Genomic DNA, 23,307 nt, shown 5'->3' with positions numbered 1-23,307 from the left:
TCATTTCGCTTGACTGCTACGACATATTGAGGTAAAGTAAGTTTTACCAACTACATATTGATACGGAGAGGTGTTTGCCAACTAGATTTGGCAGACTTAATAGGGAAGTCGGTGAGATTCCGACGCGGTCCCGCCACTGTAATGAGAGAGTTCCATTTTGAGGTTATGCCACTGATCGAAGTGACGGTTGGGAGGCGGAATGGAACGTTTGATCCAAAGCCAGGAGACCTGCCTAGCCGTTGACACTGTGGTACCTACGGTAGATAGGGAAGTGTTCGAGCGCTCAGGTTCGCTACTCGCGACTTGATATGATCAGGTATCATTACGCGCATTCGACATTTTGATTGTCGGATGCGCTTTTCCTTTGGATGGAAAAGCTACATACGCAGTAAAGGATGGGGAAACATGCTAATTGCCTATGATTCAAAAACAGGAAACGTGCGCAGATTCGTCCATAAAATTGATCTGCCGCATGTTGAAATTGATCCAGATCTGGTTATGGATGAACCGTTCATCCTGATTACGTATACGACTGGATTTGGACAAGTACCTGACAAAGTGTCAGCTTTCCTGAAACGAAATCATTCTTTGCTGCGAGGTGTATCGGCAAGCGGTAATCGCAACTGGGGCTCGAGCTTTGCCAAAAGTGCGGATACCATTGCAAGTACATACGGCGTTCCAGTCATTTCCAAATTTGAACTATCCGGTACCGGCCGGGATGTGGAACATTTTACGAGTGGGGTGGCAGCAATTGCGGCACATTGAATTGAACAACCAACTGATGCAACGTGGAGAAGACGGATTTTATCAACTAGACAAGGATCGAGAGGCCGTCGCTGACTTCATGAAAGAAGTAGAGGCCAAGACCTTGACCTTTAAAAGTGTCAAAGAGCGCATGGACTACTTGATCGAAAATGACTATTACGAAAACGTGTATGATACCTACACAAGTGAGCAAGTGGAAGAAGTCTTCCGTCTGGCAAAAGACGCTTCCTTTCAATTTGCTTCGTATATGGCTATCTCCAAATTTTATAAAGATTACGCACTTAAAACCAATGATAAATCGATGTATCTGGAGCAGTATTCCGATCGGGTAGCGATTGTAGCGCTCTCGCTCGGACAGGGGAATTTTGAACTGGTCAAACGCTTGACCATTTCTATGATGGATCAACGACTACAGCCTGCAACGCCTACGTTTTTGAATGCAGGCAAAAGCCGCCGTGGTGAAATGGTTTCCTGCTTCCTGCTCGAAATGGACGATTCCCTAAATTCCATCAACTACATCTTGGGAACCTGCATGCAGCTTTCTAAAATCGGTGGAGGTGTTGCCGTCAATCTGTCCAAGCTGCGCGGTCGCGGAGAGCCGATCAAAGGTGTCGAGGGTGCAGCAAAAGGCGTCATGCCCGTGCTCAAGCTGTTGGAGGATGCATTCTCTTACGCGGATCAAATGGGACAACGTAAAGGATCGGGAGCGGCCTATTACAACATTTTTGGATGGGATATTAACGAGTTCCTCGATTGCAAAAAAATCAATGCGGACGAAAAAGCGCGGATTAAGACCCTTTCCATAGGTTTGATTGTACCGAACGTCTTTTACAAGCTGGCGGAGGAAAACAAGCCACTGACTGTGTTTGCTCCATACTCCGTGTACAAGGAATACGGGGTGCATCTGGATGACTTGGATCTGGATGAGATGTACGACGAGCTGGTTGCCAATGAACGGATCAAGAAAAAGACGGTGATGAGTGCGCGTGACATGCTGACCAAGATCGCGATGATCCAGATGGAATCCGGCTACCCATACATTATGAATAAAACAAATGCGAATCGTGATCATGCACTGAAGGATATTGGGGCTGTGAAAATGTCCAACCTGTGCACAGAAATTTTTCAGTTGCAGGAAACTTCCTCGATTGCGAATTACGGTGAAATGGATATCATTCGTCGTGACATTAGCTGCAATCTGGCCTCTCTTAACATTGCTAACGTGATGGAACGAAAAATGATAAAAGAGTCCGTCCACGAAGGGATCGAAGCAATCACAGCCGTCAGCGACATGACGAAGGTAGAGAATGCTCCAGGTGTGCAAAAGGCAAATCGCGAGCTGCATTCAGTTGGACTGGGTGCGATGAACCTGAACGGCTATTTGGCCAAGAACAAAATAGCCTATGAGAGCGAAGAAGCCAAAGATTTTGTCCGGACGTTCTTCATGATGATGAACTATTATTCGCTAGAGATGAGCATGATGATTGCCAAGGAGAAAGGAACGACTTTCCTCGGCTTTGAGCAATCGGAATATGCCAAAGGGACATATTTCACAAAATACGTGACAAACGATTATCAGCCGCTTACGGAAAAAGGAAAACGACTTTTTGACGGCATGCATATCCCGACAACCGAGGATTGGGTTGACCTTAAGCAAAAAGTTCAAACATACGGTCTCTACCATGCGTACCGTCTGGCGATTGCGCCTACACAGAGCATTTCCTACATTCAAAATGCTACTTCGAGTGTGATGCCTATCGTGGAACACATCGAAACGAGAACCTACGCGAATTCAACGACGTACTATCCGATGCCGTATTTGTCTGGGGAGAACTACTTTTACTATAAATCGGCGTATGCCATCGATCAGTTCAAAGTCATCGACCTGATTGCCGAGATTCAGGAGCATGTCGACCAAGGCATTTCGACGGTTCTGCATGTAAACAGCAACATTTCAACTCGCGAGCTTGCCCGCTACTATATCTACGCGGCGAAAAAAGGATTGAAGTCGCTTTATTATACCCGTACCAAGCATTTGACGGTGGAAGAGTGCATTAGCTGCGCGGTCTAAGCTTTTTAACACACCCTACGGCTTTATCTAATGGTAAAATGATGGAAAAACGTAGGGAGTAGGGTGTGTATAATGCAGCTCGTACGGCAAGAGTCGAAGCAATTTCAAACAGCAGTCAATCATGTAACCGAAACATTCCACACCGTTGTAGGCACAGGTGCTGCTTTTCTGGTCATCCAGAACAATGCTATTGTCTGTGAGCAATATTGGGGCAGGCAGGGAGCCGATGCGAATGCGAGAGTCGTTCAACCTGACACGCAGTTCCATGTAGCATCGGTTCGAAAAAGCTATATCGGGTTTGCAGTCGCTTATGCTGTCTATCACGGTCATATTGATTCGATTGACGACCCAGTGACAAAGTATTTGCCCATGCTAGATTCTTTGCTGATGAACGGCACCACCATCCGGCATTTGCTGACGCATACACATGGACTTCACATGAGGGAAGATCGGATTTACCGTGAATTCGCGCCTGGAACCAGCTGGTCCTATCGTGGTGTCGGCATTGAGATGCTGGCCCGGATCGTGGAAAAGACGACTGGCAAAACCATCGCACAAATTCTGTTTGAGCAAGTTTTCCAGCCACTTGGCTTTACGCAGTCGGGATGGTATGGAAACATGAATGAGAAATTGGTTGATGTGATCCGACTGTCCACAGATACAAGCTGGCGCACCAGTGAAAGTACGGCTGGTGACCAGATGAACATGTACGTTTCAACAAGGGAATTGGCGTACTGGGGCTATCTTCACCTGAAGCGGGGGATGATTGCCGGAAAACAAGTAGTAGAAAAAGAAATCATAGACCTAGCAACATCGCTTCAAAGTCCTGCGTTAAACGATAAAGACTTGCCGCAAAACGGTTTCTTGTGGTTTGTCAAAGATTTGCCTGCGAAACAAACAGAGATCGGTGATCGAGTGCCAAAAGGGTCGTATCAAATTCTTGGGTATACAGGGGTGACGCTCTTAGTTATTCCCAAGCACGATCTCGTGGCCGTTCGCATGTTTAATAGCTTTGGTTCGCCTCCGGGATACGATTATCTAACAGATGTCCGAGGCTTTGGAGATCGGATCATGCATTGTTTAGAGGACGCAACAAGCAAATAGAGAAGAGGTACGACACATGAAAGCTGTCAATTGGAACAGGCCGGACGACGACTTTACGATGACGTTTTGGAATCAGAACATTATGCAGTTCTGGACTGACGATGAAATCCCGCTCTCAGATGACAAAATGTCCTGGATGGAGCTCGGTCCGGCAGAACGGGATACATACAAAAAGGTACTCGGGGGACTTACCTTGCTGGATACGGTACAAGGTGGAGTAGGTATGCCCAAAATCATGGAGCATGTAGATGGGCTGCAAAGAAAAGCCGTCCTTGCCTTCATGGGAATGATGGAGCAAATCCACGCCAAATCATACAGCAGTATCTTTACTACTTTGGCTGCTACTGAGGAAATCGATGATATTTTCACGTGGGTTGAACAAAATCCTTACCTGCAAACAAAAGCAAGCCTTATTTCAAGTCGTTACCAGGAGATCCATTCGGAGAAGGATCTGTACATGGCGATGGTGGCTTCTGTCTTTTTGGAAAGTTATCTGTTCTACAGCGGCTTTTTCTACCCGCTCTTTTTGGCTGGCCAAGGCAAGATGACGAGCAGCGGAGAGATTATTGACCTGATTGTACGTGATGAGAGCATTCACGGACTCTATGTAGGCGTTCTTGCCCAGGAAGTGTACCAACGCCTGAGCGTAGTCGAGCAAACCGCGGTAAAAGAGGAGCTGTATGCACTTCTACAAGAATTGCATCAGAATGAAGAAGCGTATACAAAAGCTCTGTATACCGAAATTGGTCTCGCCGAGGATGTTCTGGCTTACGTTCGTTACAATGCGAACAAGGCTTTGATGAATTTGGGATTCGATCCCTTTTTCCCCGAGGAAGAAGTCAATCCGATTGTGCTAAACGGTATCCGCACGCAAACCAAACAGCATGATTTCTTCTCGAAAAAAGGCAATGGCTACGTTCGGACATTGAATGTCGAGCCGCTTACGGATGATGATTTTCAATTTTCATCCTTGTGAAGAAAAAGTTTGACATGACAAAAAATGGTTTGCATGTTACTGTATGAAAAGGATGTTGCCAGCTAGTCTACTGGTACAACCTCACTCATAATTTTAACTTCATAGGAGTGGGAACAGGTTCCTTGGTAATGAATCACGACTAAGGATGAAAAGGGAAGTCGGTGAGAATCCGACACGGTCCCGCCACTGTAAGAGGGGAGTCGGCACAACGAGAAGCCACTGATCCGTATGGATTGGGAAGGCGTTTGCTGATGATGATCCTCAAGTCAGGAGACCTGCCTGTTTCGACGACACTGCTTAACCTACGGGAGATAGGGAGGTGTTAGGATGCTGTGATCTCAGTGCTTATTTGGCATTTCTAACGTTCTTTTTGATCGTTGGAGATGCCTTTTTTGTATAGGTAGGAAGGTATTGGCAGCGGGCATCATTGACGGACGGAACATTTGGCGCTGCTCTCTCGAAGAAAAATGGGAGCTGGTCAAGCAAATCATAGAGCTAGTGCCACAGGAGCGGTTGTGGCTGCAAGCGTCGAGCAGTTTGCTGCACGTACCGGTTACGACGCTTTGCGAAAGCGATTTGGATGAGGAAATCAAACAGACATTGGCCTTTGCAGACGAAAAATTGGGGGAAACAGCGCTCCTGCGTTTGCAGCTGTCACCAGCAAGAAATCGTTCCGAGTTAAAGCAAGCGCTCAAAGAGTTGGAATCAGAGTCACCTATGCGCCAGGTTCCGTTTCAGGAACGGCAGCAAATCCAGCAAGAAAAGTGGAAACTTCCCCTGCTCCCTACGACCACCATCGGCAGCTTCCCGCAGACGGCAGAAGTGCGCCAGGCCAGACAACAGTTTAAAAAAGGCGAATGGTCATCCGAGCAATATGCGACTTTCATCCAGGAGCAGATTAAGGAATGGATCGGCATTCAAGAAGAGATTGGGCTCGATGTGCTTGTGCATGGCGAGTTTGAACGAACCGACATGGTGGAATTTTTTGGGGAAAAGCTGGGAGGATTCCTTTTTACGAAAAACGGCTGGGTCCAGTCGTACGGCTCCCGTTGTGTAAAACCGCCTGTAATTTACGGGCAGGAATACACATGATTCAAGTCGATGAGCCAGCTTTGCGTGAAGGACTGCCTCTCAAGCAAAAGGACAGAAGAGCTTACCTGGATTGGGCGGTCAGGGCATTCCGCCTGGCGACATCCAGCGTCGAGCCGACAACACAAATTCATACGCATATGTGCTATTGCGAATTCCATGACTTCATGGATGTCATCAGCGAACTGGATGCTGATGTGATCTCGATTGAGACATCGCGCAGTCACGGAGAACTGGTCTCTGTATTTGAGACATGCACATACGACAAAGGGATTGGACTTGGTGTGTACGACATTCACAGTCCTCGTGTTCCTACCATCGAAGAAATGGAAAAGATGGTGACGAGTGCCCTCCAAGTGCTGCCACCCTCGCAATTTTGGATCAATCCTGATTGTGGATTAAAGACGAGAGGGAATCGGGAAACGATTGCTTCCTTGAAAAATATGGTGAAAGCAACACAGGCAGTGCGCGACCGATTGGCTGCGCAATCATGATAACAGCAAGAGGAGTTGACCAGATGCCTGTGCAATCTTGCCCGGTTCAGCAGTCCCAAACCTTTTTGACTGATCTCGTATTCCCGCCAGATACAAACCATCACAATACGATTTTTGGTGGAAAAGTGATGGCCTATGTTGACAAAATTGCGTGCATTGCAGCGATGCGGCATTGCAGCGATGCGGCATTGCCGCAAGCCCGTCGTAACAGTGTCTAGCGATTCATTTGACTTCCTGGCTCCGATCAAAACAGGCGAGGCGATCAATCTGGAAGCCTATGTGACCTGGACACATCGTACCTCGATGGAAATATTCGTCAAGGTCGAATCGGAGAATCTGTTGACGGGTACCAAACGCATGACTGCACGAGCTTACCTGACGATGATTGCCCTCGACGAAGACGGGAAGCCAGCCCTCGTCCCGGCCGTTATCGCCGAAACCGAGGAGGAACAGCTTCAACACGAGAAGGCCAAGGAACGGTATGAGCTGAGGAAGAAGCGTAAAGTGGAAGCGTAAAAAAAAGATCGCCATGCCTGGTGTAAAAACAGGGCAGAGGCGATTTTTTTGTTTCCTGAGGATGCTGTATTGAAATGATCGGTGGTCGCTATCCAAACACGTCAAAGGGAACGAAGCAAGAGCACGACACCCATGACGAACAAAGAGCACATACAAAGAGTGTCGAGGGGATGAAGAACTTTTCTTGTAAACCTGGAATCTTTCCATCTTTTCGCGGTGAAATACAGCACGATCAGCATGACGGGGAGACTGCCGAGAGTCATTCCCAGCCTACCCCAACAATTGGTAGACAGTCGAGCCGGCCAAGAGGACAATTACAAACTTATCAAGCGGATGGAAGTATCAGTTTAACGATGAGGCATTCTAACCAATGCAAGCAAGTGCAACTCAAGCACTCTTTTGTTGATAGATGTTTCGAAGCTTTATTCGCAATGTAAAGTGATTATCTTTTTAGTTATAATAGACGGTACATGACTCATACGGGGGAGAAAATTAATGAATAAGGTAGACGAGACGCGTGATCTTATTATTCAAACTTCATTAGCCTTATTTAATACAAAGGGCTATAGTCAAACTTCTATCCAAGATATTATGGAAGCTACAGGACTACCAAAAGGTGCAATCTATCGACGATTTGAAAATAAGAATGAAATCGCTATTGCCTCATTTGAATATGCGGGGAATATTATTTGGAGATTCTTCTTAGAAGCAACGAAATCTAAGGTGACAGCGACAGATAAAATAATCGCGATGTTTTATGTTTATCAAGATGCTGTTCATAATCCTCCTGTGGATGGGGGATGTCCTCTCCTTAATACGGCGATCGAAACCGATTTTGGTTTTCCAGAGCTTCATGATAAAGCCGCCGAAGCCTATAAGCAAACCTTGCTTTTTATTCAAGCGATTATTGAAGAGGGTATAAAGTCTAAAGAATTGAAACAGGACATCGATTCTTATTCATTAGCCTCCTTTTTGTTTTCGACGATGGAAGGTGCAGTGATGGCGAGTCGCTTGTCTTTGAATAATGAACATATCCATCATAGCATTACGCATGTAAAAGCACTGTTGCAGCATTACTCAGAAGAGAACCAGAGGTAAACTTCCCTCCTTTGGTTCTTTTTTTCGTCACAAGAATTTAAGAACTTGTCCATAGAAATCCCTTTCACAAGAATATATGATAGATTCATTGAACCGGACGGTCCGGTCCGATTCGGTCCAAATCAAAACAATCAATGGGAGGATAGGTAAGATGAAAAAAATCATCGGGATAACCCTTTTCATCATCTCGATCATGTGGGTATTGCATACATTTTCAAAAAATTTTTTGGTTGATCCTACTTTCCAGTCATTTCTCTCGAAAAAGGATCAGATTCTGGCAAATCAATCGTTATGGGTGTTTATGATTCGTGCTCATATTGCTCTCGCTATTGTTTCGCTTCTCACTGGTCCTTTAGGAGCCATAAAGAGATTCCGGGTCAAATCATTATCATTTCACCGGTGGAATGGCCGACTGTATGTCTTGTCGATTATTCTAAATTTCATTCCAGGAATTTACGTCTCGTTGTTTGCAACCGGTGGATGGCTGAGTACTGCAGGGTTTTTCATCCTGGAAACGCTATGGCTCGGGACAACGATACTCGGTTATTGGTATATCAAAAAACGAAACATGATTTTACATAGTGAGTGGATGATCCGGAGCTTCTTTCTTTCCTTTGCGAATATGACGATTTATATCATTGTGGCTATTACTCACAAAGGATTCAATTTTTCCTATGGAACAGCCTACACGATAGCGGTATGGTTATGTTGGATGCTGAACCTGCTTGTAGCTGAAGCAGTGATTAGAAAAAAAGCACTCTTATAAACGATCTGCGTCATTACATTTGTTCATGAAAACGAATGACGAACACGAGGTGCCATGCTGGTTAACGGAGGTGGTGTTATGTATCGAACGCACGAAAAGAAACTGATATGGATCAGCTTTATCGTTGCGGGCATTATGCTCCTGTCACTTATTGGACGTATATTCAGAGGCTGAGGAGGGGAAAGCCATGGAGGTCGGGGGTTCTGTATTTTATAGCCGTGTTTTAACAGAACTTACATTAACGTTCCACATCATCTATGCTACCATTGGCGTCGGCGTTCCGCTGATGATCATGATCGCACAGTGGGTAGGGATTAAGAAGAACGACGAGCATTATATTCTGCTTGCCAGGCGACTTGCCCGGGGTTTTGTCATTACTGTTGCCGTAGGCGTTGTGACCGGGACGGCAATTGGTTTGCAGCTGACGTTATTATGGCCAAACTTTATGCAATTAGCGGGGAATGTGATTGCGCTGCCCCTTTTTATGGAGACCTTCGCGTTTTTCTTTGAAGCGATTTTCTTAGGCATCTATTTATATACATGGGATCGCTTTAAAGATCAGAAAAAGCATCTGCTCTTGCTGATCCCGGTCGCAATCGGTGCATCCATGTCAGCTGTTTTCATTACAATCGTGAATGCGTTTATGAACGCGCCACGAGGCTTTGATGTTGTTGATGGTCAGCTGGTCAATATACAACCGGTACTCGCCATGCTAAATCCCGCAATGCCAACAAAAGTGGGGCACGTGCTTGTATCTGCTTATATGACATCTGCTTTTGTTTTGGCGGCAATAGCGGCATATCGCAGATTGAAAGGCTCCCATCATGTTTATCATAAAAAATCCATGTACCTTTTTATGAAATTGGGATTGCTATTCTCAATAGCCACCTTACTCATTGGAGATTTCTCCGCAAAATATTTAGTAGAATATCAACCAGAAAAATTGGCTGCTGCTGAATGGCACTTTGAAACGGAAAAAGGGGCATCACTGGTACTATTCGGTGTGACGGATGGCAAGGAAGTGAAATACGCGATCAAAGTTCCTTACGCATTAAGTATTTTGGCGCATAGCAATCCGTTTGCAGAAGTAACAGGGTTAAACGAGTTCCCCAAGGATGAAACACCGCCGCTGTATATCCACTATCTCTTTGACATCATGGTCACGATTGGTACCTTCCTGATTCTTCTATCGGCGGTGTACGTAATCGGCAAAAGCAAGCGCTGGAAATTCATCTCTTCAAGATGGTTTCGGTCCGTTATCGTTGCTGGTGGACCGCTATCATTTATCGCGCTGGAAGCAGGGTGGTGGTTTGCAGAAGTAGGCCGCCAACCGTGGATTTTGTACAAATATATGAAGGTATCGGAAGCCGCAACAACAAGCGATCATGTCGGTCTCATGCTCATCCTCTTCTGTGCGGTTTATATCGTGCTTGGGATTGGAAGTGTCATCGTCCTCCGTCGCATGTTTCATCGCAACCCGATCGAGCGAGAAATCGCAGATCGTCAAGCTGAACGGGGAGGGGATTGGTCATGAATCTGGAAATTCTCGGGATATCCGTACTCTGGTTTTTTCTATTCGGTTATGTCATGATCGGATCGATTGACTTTGGTGCAGGATTCTTTAATGCGTATAGTGTACTGACAGGCCGTCAGCACATTTTGACACACATCATCCAACGGTATTTATCACCCGTATGGGAAATTACGAATGTGTTTCTAGTATTCTTCTTCGTCGGAATGGTTGGATTCTTTCCGAAGACCGCTTTTTACTACGGTACCATACTGCTGGTACCAGCAAGTATTTCGATTATTTTGCTGGCTGTTCGAGGGAGTTATTATGCGTTTGAATCGTATGGTTCACGCGGACATAAAGGGTATTCTTTTATGTATGGGGCAGCAGGTTTGCTGATTCCCGCATCCTTGTCCGTTGTATTGACAATCTCTGAAGGCGGCTTTGTCTCCCTAGAAAACGGTGAGCCTGTATTGGATTATCTAGGTTTGTTTACCAGTCCATTAACCTGGAGCATTGTCGTCCTGGCAATCGCGGGTGTCCTGTACATTTCCGCTGTCTTCTTAACCTGGTATGCCGACAAAGCAAAGGATGGGGAAGCGACGAAACTGCTTAGAAAATACGCTTTAATTTGGGCGGGGCCATTAGCACTTACGGTAATAGGCATTATGGTTGAGACACAAAGGCATAATCCGGAGCATTATACCCGCATGATTGATGTCTGGTACTTGTTTGCCCTCTCCGCTCTGATGTTCGCAGCAACTGTTTGGCTGATTTGGAGACGCAGAAATTATGGGATGGCACTCGCATTATTAGTTGGACAATTCATGTTCGCATTCTACGCTTACGGAGTGTCACACTATCCATACTTACTGTATCCGCACTTGACTCTGTATGATTCATTTACAAACGAAGCGATGGCTGTGGCATTAGTCATTGCCTTTATAGCAGGACTTTGCCTGTTAATCCCGTCCATCTATTTAGTGATGAAACTATTTCTATTTGATAAGGATTATGTTCGCGGGAATGAAGATCACCATGTGTGAGGGGGAGGATCGGGATGCAGAGTTTTCTCATTTTCTATGCGCCTTTCATCGTTGTAGGGGTCTCCATTGCAGCAGCCTTTTATGTAGGGTTGAAAGATGGACCTGTCAAAAAATATGAACAATAAAATGAACATCCAAGGGCTAATGACAGGCTCTTGGATGTTTTCTTATGTGAAGTTAATGATTCTCAAGTAGGGGAGCTGCAAAAAAGATCAGTTCAACGCTTCTTTCAGCTCTTGCGTAAGTTGTTCGACTAATTCTGGTCTGCCATGATATTGAGCAGGCGTATTTTGAAAGAGTGTGACTTGCCATGTCTCGCCTTTTTTCGTTGCCACCAATGTTTGATGTGTATGCAACTCCGGCTTCAGTTCGGTTTGTCCGGAAGGGATCATGCCAGCTACAGCACGCAAAAGTCCAAAATCGGGACCGAGCATCCGCACAGACCTTACCTTGGTATAGTAGGGAGGTGTGAGATGATGGGCAAAAATCTCCTGTAAATGGGAGGCAATCTCGGATTTCCCTACGATTTGGGTGCCATCAAAGCCGATGATTTCCCCGTCAAGAGCGAACGTGGCAGTCATAAACTCCGCATCACGCAAGTTCCAGCCCTCGATTACTTGCTGGTACAGAGCGAGAACCGCACTTTCATCCGAGGATGCGTGTTGAGATGGAAAAGAAAAGGATTTCATCGTTTTATCCCCCAAGTTATGATCAGTATTCATTCTAGGATACCATAAATCATCAGGTGAACTCGATAGAGATGAGAGCTTTGGTCGCTACACCCTAAACAGATTACGTGTAGATGGTTATATTGGTTACAATGGAGAAAAGGAATCAATGGAGAAAAGGAATCAATGGGGGACAATCACTTGAGAAGTGAACAAGAAATGATGAATCTGCTCGTAAATTTTGCCAAGGATGATGAGAGAATCCGATTGGTGACTTTGGAAGGGTCACGTACAAACAAACATATTCCCCCGGATCCTTTCCAAGATTTTGATATTTCTTATTTTGTGACCGATATAGATTCTTTCAAGGAAAATGATCAATGGCTTACTATTTTCGGGAAACGGGTGATAATGCAAAAACCCGAAGATATGGAGCTATTTCCGTCCGAATTAGGAAACTGGTTTTCCTACATCATTCTTTTTGAGGATGGCAATAAATTAGACCTGACACTTATTCCAGTGAACGAAGTCGAAGATTATTTTGCCAACAGCGACGGTTTAGTTGAAGTATTGCTCGATAAGGATACGCTTATCAATTTTGAAGTGATTGCAAGTGACCATCATTATTGGATTAAAAAGCCAACAGCAAGAGAATTTGATGATTGCTGTAATGAATTCTGGAATGTTTCCACGTATGTCGTAAAAGGATTAGCTAGAAAAGAAATCCTGTTTGCCATTGACCATTTAAACGAGATTGCACGGCCTAATTTGCTTCGAATGATGGCTTGGCAATTTGGATTCGAGCAGGGGTATTCGTTTAGTGTGGGGAAAAACTTCAAATTTATCAATCGGTATCTGCCAAAGGAAGATTGGGATGCATTGCTATCAACGTATTCAGAGAATGGCTATCCAAACATGTGGCAGTCTTTATTTACTTGTTATGAGTTATTTCGAAAATACTCGAAAGCTGTAGCGGAAGGTCTCGGCTATACGTATCCAGATTACGATGAAGCAATCACCAAGTATACGGAAAAAATTTATGGCTCGTTGATGTGAATAATAGGAATTGACTGCCTTTATTTAAGGCGGTTTCTATTGGACCAAAATCTATAAAAAGATCATCATTTTATGATGTGAAAGCCATCAGTATCCATTCAGACAAACATAACTATTCGAAGATATTCACCTGCTGCGTTACTCCCAAGTGTAGGGTATAGGGCGTAGCATGTAGTCTCTTAATCGTGATGCAAAATGAATGAAAGAATTACAGTATTGTGTAATTAGAAAACCAGCCGTTAAGACTGGTTTCGATTGATCAACTATTTAATTAACGTTTGCGTGATGAAATTCTAATCACGAAATAGGCAGCGACAACAACGATAAAAGCGACAGTCGCTATCAAAATTAAACCAGGATAACCAACACTAGACACGGAGCTTCACCAACCTTAAGCTTGAACAGATTTTGGCTAATGATAGCGAAATTTTCCACAAATTTCAAGTCTTTGACAACTTTACTTAGTAGTTATTTTGTTGTGGCGGCATACAGCGTCTCTATCAACACGAGAACTTGAAAAACCGCCAAACCAAAAAATATAAAAACCATTGCATGATTTTTCTTCAATTCAAATGTTCCATATGAAGCCAAAACACCGGCTAGCCCTAGCATCGTTAGTATTTTAAAGAAAGGAGCATTTGTCAAAAGGTTCGCTATTGCAATCACAATGCCAATTATCGAAATGATTTTAAACCAAAGAGGTCGATTTTTCATTAGCATCATCAATAAATTCCTTTTTGCGTTGATTGTAGCAAATGCTTTAATTGAATGAACTTAACACGTCGGTAATATGATAAATCACTCTTTGCTTTCACCAAAGATCTGGATAGTACCAAAAATTCCAGCAACCAACATGATCGCACCGCCTAAACGACCGGGTCCTGCTATCAAAAAATAAGAGGCAATCATGCAGTATACAATTGCACCTATTTTTTTAAACGATGTTTTTTTCAACACGATCATCCTTTGTTAGAACGTTAGGAAGAATTGTATTACAGAATATGTAAATATACAAATTGAATAGAATAATTAAATTCATCAAACCTGCTATTAAGTCAGTTAAAATAAGCTTTTTTGTATAATGTACAACATTATATAAAATGAGGTAGAATTAATTGAATTTAAGGAGTTCTTTTTGGGGGATTTATGAAGAAATTTTGGTTTGCGTTTCGACCTAAGACAATACCTCATGGATTAGTAAATCAAATTCCTCTACTTGTGTTCGATTCATTAGATCAGCCTTTCCGCCCGCTGACAGTGTTTTATCTAGAGGAAGTTAAGAGGGTCAGTAAAAGCACTGCATGATCCTATCTCTACTCTCTTCTTCCTTTTTTTGATTGGCTTTCAACGTCCAGTAATTATCAAGGGAGGTTGGTAAAGAGGGAAGATTCTACCGAAGTCATCAGAACAGCTGTAATGCAGTATTTGGTAGAGGATGGTTATTGTAAGATACGAAATCATAGAGAAGGGTTTCAGTTGATTCATTTATCTTGACGGGTGGAGGGGGCCTCCCATGCCTATATATCTGCCCAGCAATAGCTTGTTGTGGCTGCCTCACAGCGCCCCTTGGTTGGTTGGCGTCTAGCGTCGGGTCAGACGATCACGCGGTAGTGAAGATGAACAACGCCGCTTCGGAATCGGCGCTCACCAAGCAGCTCGAGCCGCATGCGGAGGTTGTCCGGCAATGCTCGCTTACCTCCACCCAAGACGATCGGATTAAGAAGCAGATGACACTCGTCGATCAGTCCCGCGCTCATCGCCTGCCCAGCAAGCTCGGGGCCGCCAATCGTAATGTCGACTCCTGAAGACTCTTTCAGTCTCCGGATCGCATCAGGATCGAATTCGCGCTCAATCCTAGTCCTGGCGCTTGAAACCGCCTGAAGCGTCCGGGAATACACGATCTTCTCAGCAGCTCGCCAGATCTGCGCGAATTCCCGCATTACCTCCGGTTGATCACCGCTGGCAAAGTTGATTGGTGTCTGTGGGCTCGCCGTTTCCCAGTACACCATCGACTCGTACATTCGACGCCCGTATAGGTAGATGCCAATCGGCCGCTGGAAGTCAGTCCAGAACGCAAACACCTCGTCATCTGAGATCGTCCACTCGATATTGCCGCGCTCGTCCTCCATGTAACCGTCCAAAGATACGTTAATAGGGTAGATCAGTTTAGCCATTTCAATAACGCCCTCCAATTTTCAGTTTCCAACGTGACCAAGGCCTGCTTGTTCTGCCGATTCAGATGGTGATGAACGATTCGTTTATTGAGCAAAATTTGAACAAGGAAACATCAATTTTTATATTAACACATAATGGAAGTATTCTGCCCATTCCGATTTTTTTGGAACGCTGTGCCGGTTTGGATGTGCATCAGGAAACCATTGTAGCTTGTGTAATGTTTGGATCGTTAGATAAAAGGGCCAAAAAGGAAATCCGGACATTTGGTACAACAACAAAAGAACTTCTGCAACTGCAAGACTGGCTAGCAGAATACAACTGCACGGATGTCGCTATGGAAAGTACGGGAGTATACTGGAAACCGGTATGGAATAGAACTTATTCCAATTATTGGATTATATCCTCTCGAAGAAGGAGAGGTTCTTTGTCGTGCCTTTTTCCGGATATTCATTTTCGTATAAAAAATTGTAAAGCGGCCACACCAAACAGAATAAAGGCCATCTTACGGTTTTTGTTCAGCTCAAATGTTCCTAAAGAAGACATGACAACAGCTAAGACCAGCATAGTTAATATTCTTAAGAAAGGAGCATGTGTCCAAAGGTTCGTTATTGCAATCACAATGCCAATTATCGAAATGATTTTAAACCAAAGAGGTCGATTTTTCATTAGCATCATCAATAAATTCCTTTTTGCGTTGATTATAGCAAATACTTTAATTGAATGAACTTTACACGTCGGTAATTAAGATAAGAGATTAATCATAAACCCGATTATCATAACGAAAAACAACACAGCGGAAACTATCCGAGCCATATCGATGCGAAATTCTGAGGGCTCATAATTTCGATCCCAAAGAGCGTGCGGCTTCAGAAAAATAAAACCTGTTAGAACCATCATAAGAATATAGAAAATAAGATCCCCTGTTGCCAAAATTATCTTCCCCGTTCGTGATTATGGTAATCGGCATCGTCTTTTGTATATCTGCTTGCATCGCAGTTGTAAGTGTGGTTGAAATCACAAATCGGTCATTGTGGGTACGATAGCTTCGTATTAATTGGTTACTCATAGTGAGGGAGTTGAGGGTCAAGGTAGTCTATTAATTCGATAACCCCCCAACAAATGATGAATGTGATCAGCACATATATCCATTTTTTACGAGGTGACTTTGAGCTTACGATAAAACCCCAACCTAGGAGGGGTAATGTTATCAATATTATTGTTGCGAAGTCGATCACGCGAAATTCACTCCTTCACGTTTTAATACGCAAATGGAGAATATTGGTTACGACGATTTTACAAACCACACGATTTGTTAAATGGGGCTCATAAAAGCCCCTCGGTTACCTGATTTAAAATATGTTCAATTGTTAAGTGGTCAACAACCGCGTGTTCCAGTCTTTCGTCGGCACGTCGCCGCTGAAGTACAAGCACAGCTTCTACCGCGGCAAATTCATGGACGATTGAGGCGAACGGGTTCCAAAAGAAAAGCCCCCGCATCGGGGACCGGCGAATGAGAACTGCAAGCCCGCGGGACAAGTCCGACGGGCCTGGTTATCCGGAGCACTACTTGCCGAGTTCGTCGGCGGTCGGGCCGTAAACGCCCGGGACCGGCTGGTCGAGCAGACGTAAGTACACGCCGAGCTGCGCGCGGTGGTGAATCATGTGGCTCATGCCCATCGTACGGAACGCAATCGCCTTCGGCTGAACGGCCATGATCGTATCGCCGCGACGGAGCGTCCAGTCCGAAACCAACGCCGCTTCATCGATGGCGTCCAGCGTCCGCTCCAGCTCCCGGATGTTCGCGTCGAATTCGTCCAGCAACGCCTGGCGGCTCGTTAACGCTGTCCTCCGAGAAGATGTGGTCGCCAGGTCAATACCTGGATCACGAAGAATGCCCAGTTGCCAATTCAATAGGTTGACGACGTGCGTCGCCAATTCCCCAAGCGTGTGCGACTTCGCGTGCGGCTTCCAACCGAGATGCTCGTCCGGCAAACTTGCCAACAGTCGGCGCGTCCCCGCCCACTCGTGCATGACATCCCCGACCAGCAATGCTTTGTTCAACATCGGCTTGTCCCTCCTCGTGCGAGCAAGTCGTCTTGCCCTGCACCGCCAGTATATATCCACGGTACAAGCTTAATCAAAGACAATGCGTTTGTAAAAGTATAGTGTAACGGTCGAGCAAGGCCCGCTTCAGCAAGTAAACGCGTTTACACAAAAATATTGACAGACCCGCTGGATTTCCTCGATATTTCTTGATTCAAACAGTACTAAGGGTTTCCTCCCCAAATTCAGTTTGTTCGTCAGGATCGTCAAACAACTCTATGAGTAATAAACAGTATTTGCCTTTAGGATTAAAGGAACGATACCAACCGAGATCTAAGATGCGATTTCGAACCTCGTTTTTAAGGTGCAGAATATCTTCATCAAATGTGATTCAAAGTAACCATTAACTTTTCCGTTTGGGAAGGAAGTATCAACCTTCAGGGCATCTAACAAAAGAGAAAAAGAGAGCAGTTACGCTCTCTAATCTAATCATTTTGCACGTGGTGCACTTTCAAAATTGATTTTTTTATGGGTTCCATCACAGAAGGGTTTCTTCTCAGATTGACCACAGCGACAAAGCGAAAAAGTTGACCCAACTTGATACTTGTCACCTACTCCATCCACCAATTCAACTTCACCGTTAACACGAATCGAACCGTTGTCGTTAATTTTGATTGTTACTTTTTCTTGTTCCACAACTAATCCCTCCTTATTAACATCATTACCTAATACTATTAGGTCCAGAAGGGTATTAGAAAACAATCTCGTTAACAAAATATTTCGGAAGTAAAAAAAGAAAGCCCCGTTTGGGAGCGAGTAAGGTTAGAAAATCAGTTTAATCACGAAAGCACAATATGTAGTCAAAGTGAGTATATAAATCGACCAGGTTAACATTTCTGTAGCTATATAAAAACCTTCAGCGAAACGTTGATATTTCATTAACATCACCTGACCCTTCAAAAAGGATTATACAATATTTACCATTACGAATAAAGCCATAAAAAAAGCTCCCGTTTCGGTTTAGCAATATTTTTACTACAACAAAGAAATAAATAATAGGGATGAAGAACATTTATTAGAAGAATATCTTTTGGAGGGGACAAGAATCTTGCAGGGCGACAACGAGCTCGGACAAAAGGGAACGCCGGATATGGTGAAAGACCGTAGCTGATTTGAAGAAGCTGATAGAGCCAGATATCGAGCTTCAAAAGGATATGTTCTAAATGAAATACGTGGTAAACTTCCTTTTGTAAATAAAGGATGGGAGGATTTTACATGTTACCTACGGATATCTTTTGGAGGCCAAGCACAGGGATCGGTTATGAACACCTTAAAGTAACAGAAGAAAAATATCAGATTCAAGTAGATAGTATTGTCGTTGGAAGTCTAAATGACAATCGTATATTTCGAATAAAATATGATATCGTGCTCGATAAAAGTTGGGTCACTAGAGAAGTGAAAATTTGCTACTTGGGAGAAAATCAATGTTTGTGTCTCTCATCCGACGGTAATGGGATTTGGAAAGATGAAAAGGGACAAGTAATTCCGGAACTGTCCGGTTGCATGGATATTGATATTTCATGCACTCCATTTACGAATACGCTTCCGATAAAACGATTGTCCTATGATCCTTTGCAACAGCATGAGATTAAAGTGGTTTATATCTCTGCTGCTGATTTGAACTATAAACAGGTTAATCAGAAATATACCTTGCTTGAAAGTGGGAATGATTCATCCGTATTTCGATATCAAAGCGGCGATTTTTTGGAGAACATCAATGTTGACTCAAACGGTATCGTATCGGTTTATCCAAATCTATTCTATCGGGAGATTCTTTGAGGCCACTCAATTTTGAACTCATAAGGTGCTTAAAAAGATTGTTAAATCAGTATTTTTTATCCATAATGAAATAAGCACAACAAGATCCTAGCACCTTTGAGCTATTCAATCCCCTTTAATGACGAAAGGAGTGATGATGTTTTGGACACGAACAAACAAATCGCGAAGCATATGAGGGGCCAGTTTTCATAACGGAGGACAGCCTCTCATAGCTTTTGGGAGGAAAAGACATGATTTTTGCAAAGAACATGGTTCACGGCAAGGAACTGACGAGCGAAAGCTTTCATAGAGCTTCCAATCTTTTTGAATCTTTGACACATCATATCTCCATCAAAGGTGTGATAACGGGGTCTCTGCAGGGTAGAGTGTTTCTGGCAAACGATGGAACAGCAGCTCTGCTAACGAGTCCACAAGGCATTTTTCTGGGAGGCAGTACAGAAAACAAGCTGTTTCTGGAAGAGACGGCATTGCTGTTCAAGGAAGAGTTGTTACCGAAGCTTGCGTCTGAGAGAAAGCTGGATTACATCCTTTTTTACCCTTCAGATGGGATATGGGAATCTACACTCGAAGTAGTATTGCAACCGCTATTACCAATGAAAAGTGGACGAATGACGTTTACGCACGATCTGCATGAAATAGATATATACATGGAAGAAGGTATTGTTGCGGTGAATGGCGATTTTTTGAATCGTCAAGATGTAATGGGACTCGATGATTTGCTAGATGAAATTCATCAAGGTTGGTCCTCAGTAGACGCCTTCGCAGAAAAAGGCTTTGGGTGTGCGGCAATTCAAGACACAAACACGGGCCCAACCATTATTAGCTGGTGCTTGACCGATTGGGTCGTTGATGATGAGTGTGAATTCGGCATTGCAACCGAAGAAGGCTACCGTGGAAAAGGGTGGGCACGAAAAACAGCATTGGGTGCGCTTTCACTCGCAAAACAGCGTGGAATGAAAAGAGTTGGATGGCAATGCTGGTCCAGCAATGTAGGGTCACAAAAGACAGCCTTGTCTGTAGGTTTTAGACTGCTGGCAGATTATTCAGTACTGTTCGGGTGGAATCGCCCGTTAAACAACCTCTTGGTCAACGGGAACTATTACATGCATGGTGATCGAAAGGTTGGGGTCGAAAAAGACTACGCCCGTGCAGCGTGGTCTTATGATCAAGCACTGAGTAATGGCTGGGACTGGAACGGAGATGTGGCGCTGTATTGGAACGCAGCCTGCATGTTTTACTTGATCGGCGAGCCAAAGCGTGCGAAGGATTACTACCAAAAGGCTGTAGAAAAGGGCTGGATCGACATCCACCAACCGCATTATCATGACTTTGTTTACAGAGAAGCAGACAGCGAGCAGATTGCACGTATTCTTAGTGACTCACAGGAAGATAGCCCGATCTAGTTCGCCTTGTTCACATCAAGGTTATGTTACCATAGCATGAGCTTTTCCTGCCGCCCTACTATGGGCGGCTTTTTTTGTACATGCTTGAATGAGCTATTAACCAATGCGGCCTTGGACCCCATGGAATTTCAAGTACGCGGAAAGAAAATAGCCGAAGCAAGCGATAGCCAGCCAGTAAACCCCGGATGCTGCCCACAGATACAAGCTAAACGGCAGCGTCCAGACAAAAGCGATTAAAATGACGGGTACTCGTACGAATGAAGTGATAAAGGCGAGTATTGCAGGAAGTGCAACGAGCAGAATGAGCAGAGGATAATACATACACCAAAATGAAGTGTAAACTACATTTTTTGAGATGTATTGAAGTGTTTTACTTCAAAAGATATACTATTCTCAAAATTGCTTGATAAAACGATGGCAAAGGAGCATCCAGTATGGAGCAGCAAGTGAAGGAACGAATTCGCAAGCAGTATGGTCAATTGACGGCAAGCCAAAAAATCATTTCCAAGATCGCGATAGAAAAACCAGGTTTACTTGCGATCCATACGGCCAAAAAGATCGCTGAGCTGACCAATACCAGTGAAGCAACCGTCATCCGTTTTTGCTATGCATTAGGCTATTCCGGCTATACAGAGCTTCAGGATGAGATCAAGAAATCCCTCTTGATCGGAGACCAAAAAAAGGGACCCTTCCAGAAATATCGGGACACCGAGGATACACTGAGCCGCGACAATTATGCACATCAGGTCATTGAAACGGATATTGCCTATTTACAGCAGAGCTTGCAGCAAATCGACTACCATCTCTTGCAACAGGCGGTGGACAGCATTATCCGGGCAAGCCGCATCGTGGTCGTCGGATTCCGCTGGTGTCATATCCCCGCCAAATGGCTGTTCTCCTCGCTGAATGCGATCAAGGGAAATACTCATTTATATACGGGGGCGGTTGATAACGCCGATTACTTCCTTACAGAGCGGGAACAAGAGTGGCTCGTCATCGCCATTTCGTTTCCGAGGCACCCAAGCGAGACGGTAGCGATGGTCCATTCGGCAAAAGCGTTGGGAGCAAAGGTCTTGGCCATTACGGAGGGAGAGCTGTCGCCCATTAGCCAGGCAGCCGATCTCTTATTAAAAATCACGACCCCCCAGCCTGTAGCGACGAGCGGGATGCCTATGCTGTTCTCCTTGCTGAATGTTCTGATCAAAGGGGTGATGGTAAACGACTCGGAAAATGTGCAAAAACGACTGCAGCATTATGATGAAATCAGCTCAAAGCTGTATTCATTTGTCGGCGATGACGATGACGATTTTTCGATCTTTTGAAGGAACAAACGATACCGGATTATAAGGAGGAACGTTATCATGACAAGACCAATTCTCTTTGCCGCAACAGGAGACAGCTTCATCACTCGAAATCTTTCGTACAAGGATCAAGCTTTCCAAGAGGTGTCACGGTTATTGCACCTGGCAGATGTGCGAATCGCGAATCTGGAAACGACGGTTCACAACAATGAAGGCTACCCAAGTGCCCAAAGTGGCGGAACCTGGGCGATGTCACCGCCATCTGTCCTACAGGTGATGAAGGATTACGGCTTTAATCTGATTGGCTGGGCCAATAACCATACGTTGGACTATTTGTACGGTGGCTTAGAAGCTACCGAGCGCCATTTGAACGAGTACGGCTTTATTCACGCGGGAGCAGGCAAGAATCTGGCAGAGGCAAGTGCCCCCCGTTACCTCGAATGCGAATCAGCCCGAGTGGCTTTGATTGCTGCTACGTCGACATTCCACCCTTGGTGGGCGGCAGGAGACCAACGCTCTGACAGCATCGGTCGCCCCGGGATCAATCCGATGCGCTACATCATGACCCACTACATAAAGGAAGAGAAGCTTGGGCAGCTGCAGGAGATTGCTGAATCGACAGATATCAATGCATTCAATAAATTGTTGATCGAGGAAGGCTTCATGAATGATCCGGGGAAAGATGTTTTCCTCTTCGGAAATGCGCGTTTCAAGGTGGGGGAGGAAGAGGGTACGACCACTCAGCCGCATCCGCGCGATCTGCAGCGAATGGTAAAAACGATCGAAGAAGCCAAGCGACGAGCGGATTACGTGATTATCAGCATTCACGCCCATGAGATGAAGGGAGACGCAAAGGAAGTAGCGGCTGACTTCTTGCCTGCCTTTGCAAAAGCTTGCATTGATGCTGGGGCACACGCTGTAGTTGGACACGGTCCGCATCTCTTGCGCGGAATCGAAATCTATGACAATCGGCCGATCTTTTACAGCCTTGGAGATTTTATTTTCCAAACAGAAGCCGTAACTAGTCAGCCCGCCGATTTTTACGAACACTATGGCTTGGATCATACCCACAATGTCGCTGATGCCTTAAGCGCCATGAGTGCGAACTACACGCGGGGGCTTTGCGTGCACAGGGAAGTATGGGAATCGGTCATTCCTATCTGGAAAATGCAGGATGGGGAATTGCTGGAGGTGGAGCTGCACCCTATCGAGCTTGGTTACGAGCTCCCTGTTCACCGGATGGGCTGGCCAAGATTAAGCGCAGCTACACATATTTTAGAAAAGCTGCAAGCTTTGAGTGCCCCTTATGGCACTGAAATCGAAATCGAAGGAGGGATTGGTCGGATCAGACTCAGCTAAGACTTTGCCCCTATCATGTTTACCCAAA

General features: G+C 44.8%; 21 protein-coding genes, 3 pseudogenes and 2 riboswitches. Of the genes and pseudogenes, 17 read left to right on the top strand and 7 right to left on the bottom strand.

Annotation, left to right across the window (positions count from 1 at the left end):
- The first annotated feature begins 51 nt into the window (after positions 1-51).
- Positions 52-250, top strand: a riboswitch (cobalamin riboswitch).
- Between the two features lie 155 nt (positions 251-405).
- The 11 genes and pseudogenes from nrdI to cydS all read left to right on the top strand — a co-directional run bounded on the left by nrdI (position 406) and on the right by cydS (position 11,560).
- Positions 406-765 carry a class Ib ribonucleoside-diphosphate reductase assembly flavoprotein NrdI gene (nrdI, locus tag ACIFQN_RS17440; RefSeq protein ID WP_429834297.1) on the top strand — a complete coding sequence of 120 codons (360 nt, stop codon included), beginning with the start codon at positions 406-408 and terminating at the stop codon, positions 763-765.
- Positions 752-2,836 (top strand): class 1b ribonucleoside-diphosphate reductase subunit alpha, encoded by a 2,085-nt coding sequence (gene nrdE, locus ACIFQN_RS17435; RefSeq protein WP_429834296.1) that lies wholly within the window; start codon positions 752-754, stop codon positions 2,834-2,836. Before nrdI ends, nrdE begins: the two co-directional genes overlap by 14 nt.
- Positions 2,837-2,908: 72 nt before the next feature.
- Positions 2,909-3,940 carry a serine hydrolase domain-containing protein gene (locus ACIFQN_RS17430; protein ID WP_429834295.1) on the top strand — a complete coding sequence of 344 codons (1,032 nt, stop codon included), beginning with the start codon at positions 2,909-2,911 and terminating at the stop codon, positions 3,938-3,940.
- A gap of 16 nt (positions 3,941-3,956) precedes the next feature.
- Positions 3,957-4,916: a class 1b ribonucleoside-diphosphate reductase subunit beta gene (gene nrdF, locus ACIFQN_RS17425; protein WP_429834294.1), complete on the top strand. Its 960-nt coding sequence runs from the start codon at positions 3,957-3,959 to the stop codon at positions 4,914-4,916.
- Between the two features lie 98 nt (positions 4,917-5,014).
- A riboswitch (cobalamin riboswitch) is annotated at positions 5,015-5,213 on the top strand.
- A gap of 108 nt (positions 5,214-5,321) precedes the next feature.
- A pseudogene (locus ACIFQN_RS17420) lies at positions 5,322-6,499 on the top strand (5-methyltetrahydropteroyltriglutamate--homocysteine S-methyltransferase); the annotation flags it as partial.
- Between the two features lie 23 nt (positions 6,500-6,522).
- A pseudogene (locus ACIFQN_RS17415) lies at positions 6,523-7,015 on the top strand (acyl-CoA thioesterase).
- Positions 7,016-7,510: 495 nt separating this feature from the next.
- On the top strand, positions 7,511-8,113 hold the full coding sequence (locus ACIFQN_RS17410) for a TetR/AcrR family transcriptional regulator (protein ID WP_429834293.1): 603 nt from the start codon (positions 7,511-7,513) through the stop codon (positions 8,111-8,113).
- A gap of 151 nt (positions 8,114-8,264) precedes the next feature.
- Complete coding sequence (locus ACIFQN_RS17405) at positions 8,265-8,879, top strand: DUF2306 domain-containing protein (protein WP_429834292.1); 615 nt, start codon at positions 8,265-8,267, stop codon at positions 8,877-8,879.
- A 187-nt stretch (positions 8,880-9,066) separates the two neighbouring features.
- Positions 9,067-10,413, top strand: coding sequence for a cytochrome ubiquinol oxidase subunit I (locus ACIFQN_RS17400; RefSeq protein WP_429834291.1), 1,347 nt, complete (start codon positions 9,067-9,069; stop codon positions 10,411-10,413).
- Complete coding sequence (locus tag ACIFQN_RS17395) at positions 10,410-11,435, top strand: cytochrome d ubiquinol oxidase subunit II (RefSeq protein ID WP_429834290.1); 1,026 nt, start codon at positions 10,410-10,412, stop codon at positions 11,433-11,435. The genes ACIFQN_RS17400 and ACIFQN_RS17395 overlap by 4 nt, the downstream gene beginning before the upstream one ends.
- 14 nt (positions 11,436-11,449) lie before the next feature.
- Positions 11,450-11,560, top strand: coding sequence for a cytochrome bd oxidase small subunit CydS (cydS, locus tag ACIFQN_RS17390; protein WP_429834289.1), 111 nt, complete (start codon positions 11,450-11,452; stop codon positions 11,558-11,560).
- An 87-nt stretch (positions 11,561-11,647) separates the two neighbouring features.
- Here cydS and ACIFQN_RS17385 read toward each other — a convergent pair whose 3' ends face one another.
- Entirely contained in the window at positions 11,648-12,124 is a 477-nt protein-coding gene (locus ACIFQN_RS17385) for an SgcJ/EcaC family oxidoreductase (RefSeq protein ID WP_429834288.1), read from the bottom strand.
- Positions 12,125-12,304: 180 nt separating this feature from the next.
- On the opposite strand from ACIFQN_RS17385, the gene ant(6) reads away from it, so the two are divergent.
- Entirely contained in the window at positions 12,305-13,159 is an 855-nt protein-coding gene (ant(6), locus tag ACIFQN_RS17380) for an aminoglycoside 6-adenylyltransferase (protein ID WP_429834287.1), read from the top strand.
- Between the two features lie 468 nt (positions 13,160-13,627).
- Here the strand turns inward: ant(6) and ACIFQN_RS17375 are convergent, their stop codons facing one another.
- The 3 genes from ACIFQN_RS17375 to ACIFQN_RS17365 form a co-directional block, all read right to left on the bottom strand.
- A complete protein-coding gene (locus tag ACIFQN_RS17375) occupies positions 13,628-13,882 on the bottom strand; it encodes a hypothetical protein (protein WP_429834286.1) in 255 nt (84 codons plus the stop codon).
- Positions 13,883-13,957: 75 nt separating this feature from the next.
- The gene (locus ACIFQN_RS17370) at positions 13,958-14,113 is read right to left on the bottom strand and encodes a hypothetical protein (RefSeq protein ID WP_429834285.1); all 156 of its coding nucleotides are present in this window, start codon (positions 14,111-14,113) and stop codon (positions 13,958-13,960) included.
- Between the two features lie 638 nt (positions 14,114-14,751).
- A complete protein-coding gene (locus ACIFQN_RS17365) occupies positions 14,752-15,333 on the bottom strand; it encodes a dihydrofolate reductase family protein (RefSeq protein ID WP_429834284.1) in 582 nt (193 codons plus the stop codon).
- 152 nt (positions 15,334-15,485) lie between these two features.
- Here ACIFQN_RS17365 and ACIFQN_RS17360 point away from each other — a divergent pair.
- A pseudogene (locus tag ACIFQN_RS17360) lies at positions 15,486-15,707 on the top strand (IS110 family transposase); the annotation flags it as partial.
- 1,190 nt (positions 15,708-16,897) lie between these two features.
- Here the strand turns inward: ACIFQN_RS17360 and ACIFQN_RS17355 are convergent.
- On the bottom strand, positions 16,898-17,398 hold the full coding sequence (locus tag ACIFQN_RS17355) for a DinB family protein (RefSeq protein ID WP_429834283.1): 501 nt from the start codon (positions 17,396-17,398) through the stop codon (positions 16,898-16,900).
- Positions 17,399-17,866: 468 nt separating this feature from the next.
- Positions 17,867-18,073, bottom strand: a complete 207-nt coding sequence (locus tag ACIFQN_RS17350) for a CDGSH iron-sulfur domain-containing protein (protein ID WP_429834282.1) — start codon at positions 18,071-18,073, stop codon at positions 17,867-17,869.
- 579 nt (positions 18,074-18,652) lie between these two features.
- Between ACIFQN_RS17350 and ACIFQN_RS17345 the strand changes: the two genes are divergently transcribed.
- Positions 18,653-19,216 carry a putative glycolipid-binding domain-containing protein gene (locus ACIFQN_RS17345; RefSeq protein WP_429834281.1) on the top strand — a complete coding sequence of 188 codons (564 nt, stop codon included), beginning with the start codon at positions 18,653-18,655 and terminating at the stop codon, positions 19,214-19,216.
- A gap of 230 nt (positions 19,217-19,446) precedes the next feature.
- Positions 19,447-20,619, top strand: coding sequence for a GNAT family N-acetyltransferase (locus ACIFQN_RS17340; RefSeq protein ID WP_429834280.1), 1,173 nt, complete (start codon positions 19,447-19,449; stop codon positions 20,617-20,619).
- 96 nt (positions 20,620-20,715) lie between these two features.
- Here the strand turns inward: ACIFQN_RS17340 and ACIFQN_RS17335 are convergent, their stop codons facing one another.
- Entirely contained in the window at positions 20,716-20,940 is a 225-nt protein-coding gene (locus tag ACIFQN_RS17335; RefSeq protein ID WP_429834279.1) for a hypothetical protein, read from the bottom strand.
- Between the two features lie 113 nt (positions 20,941-21,053).
- Here ACIFQN_RS17335 and ACIFQN_RS17330 point away from each other — a divergent pair, with 113 nt between their 5' ends.
- Both ACIFQN_RS17330 and ACIFQN_RS17325 read left to right on the top strand, forming a co-directional pair.
- A complete protein-coding gene (locus ACIFQN_RS17330; protein ID WP_429834278.1) occupies positions 21,054-21,941 on the top strand; it encodes a MurR/RpiR family transcriptional regulator in 888 nt (295 codons plus the stop codon).
- A gap of 39 nt (positions 21,942-21,980) precedes the next feature.
- Positions 21,981-23,279 (top strand): CapA family protein, encoded by a 1,299-nt coding sequence (locus tag ACIFQN_RS17325; RefSeq protein WP_429834277.1) that lies wholly within the window; start codon positions 21,981-21,983, stop codon positions 23,277-23,279.
- Positions 23,280-23,307 lie beyond the last annotated feature (28 nt).

It is taken from the genome of Brevibacillus sp. NRS-1366 (genome assembly GCF_050467985.1).
This window is presented reverse-complemented; position numbering and strand designations above follow the sequence as displayed.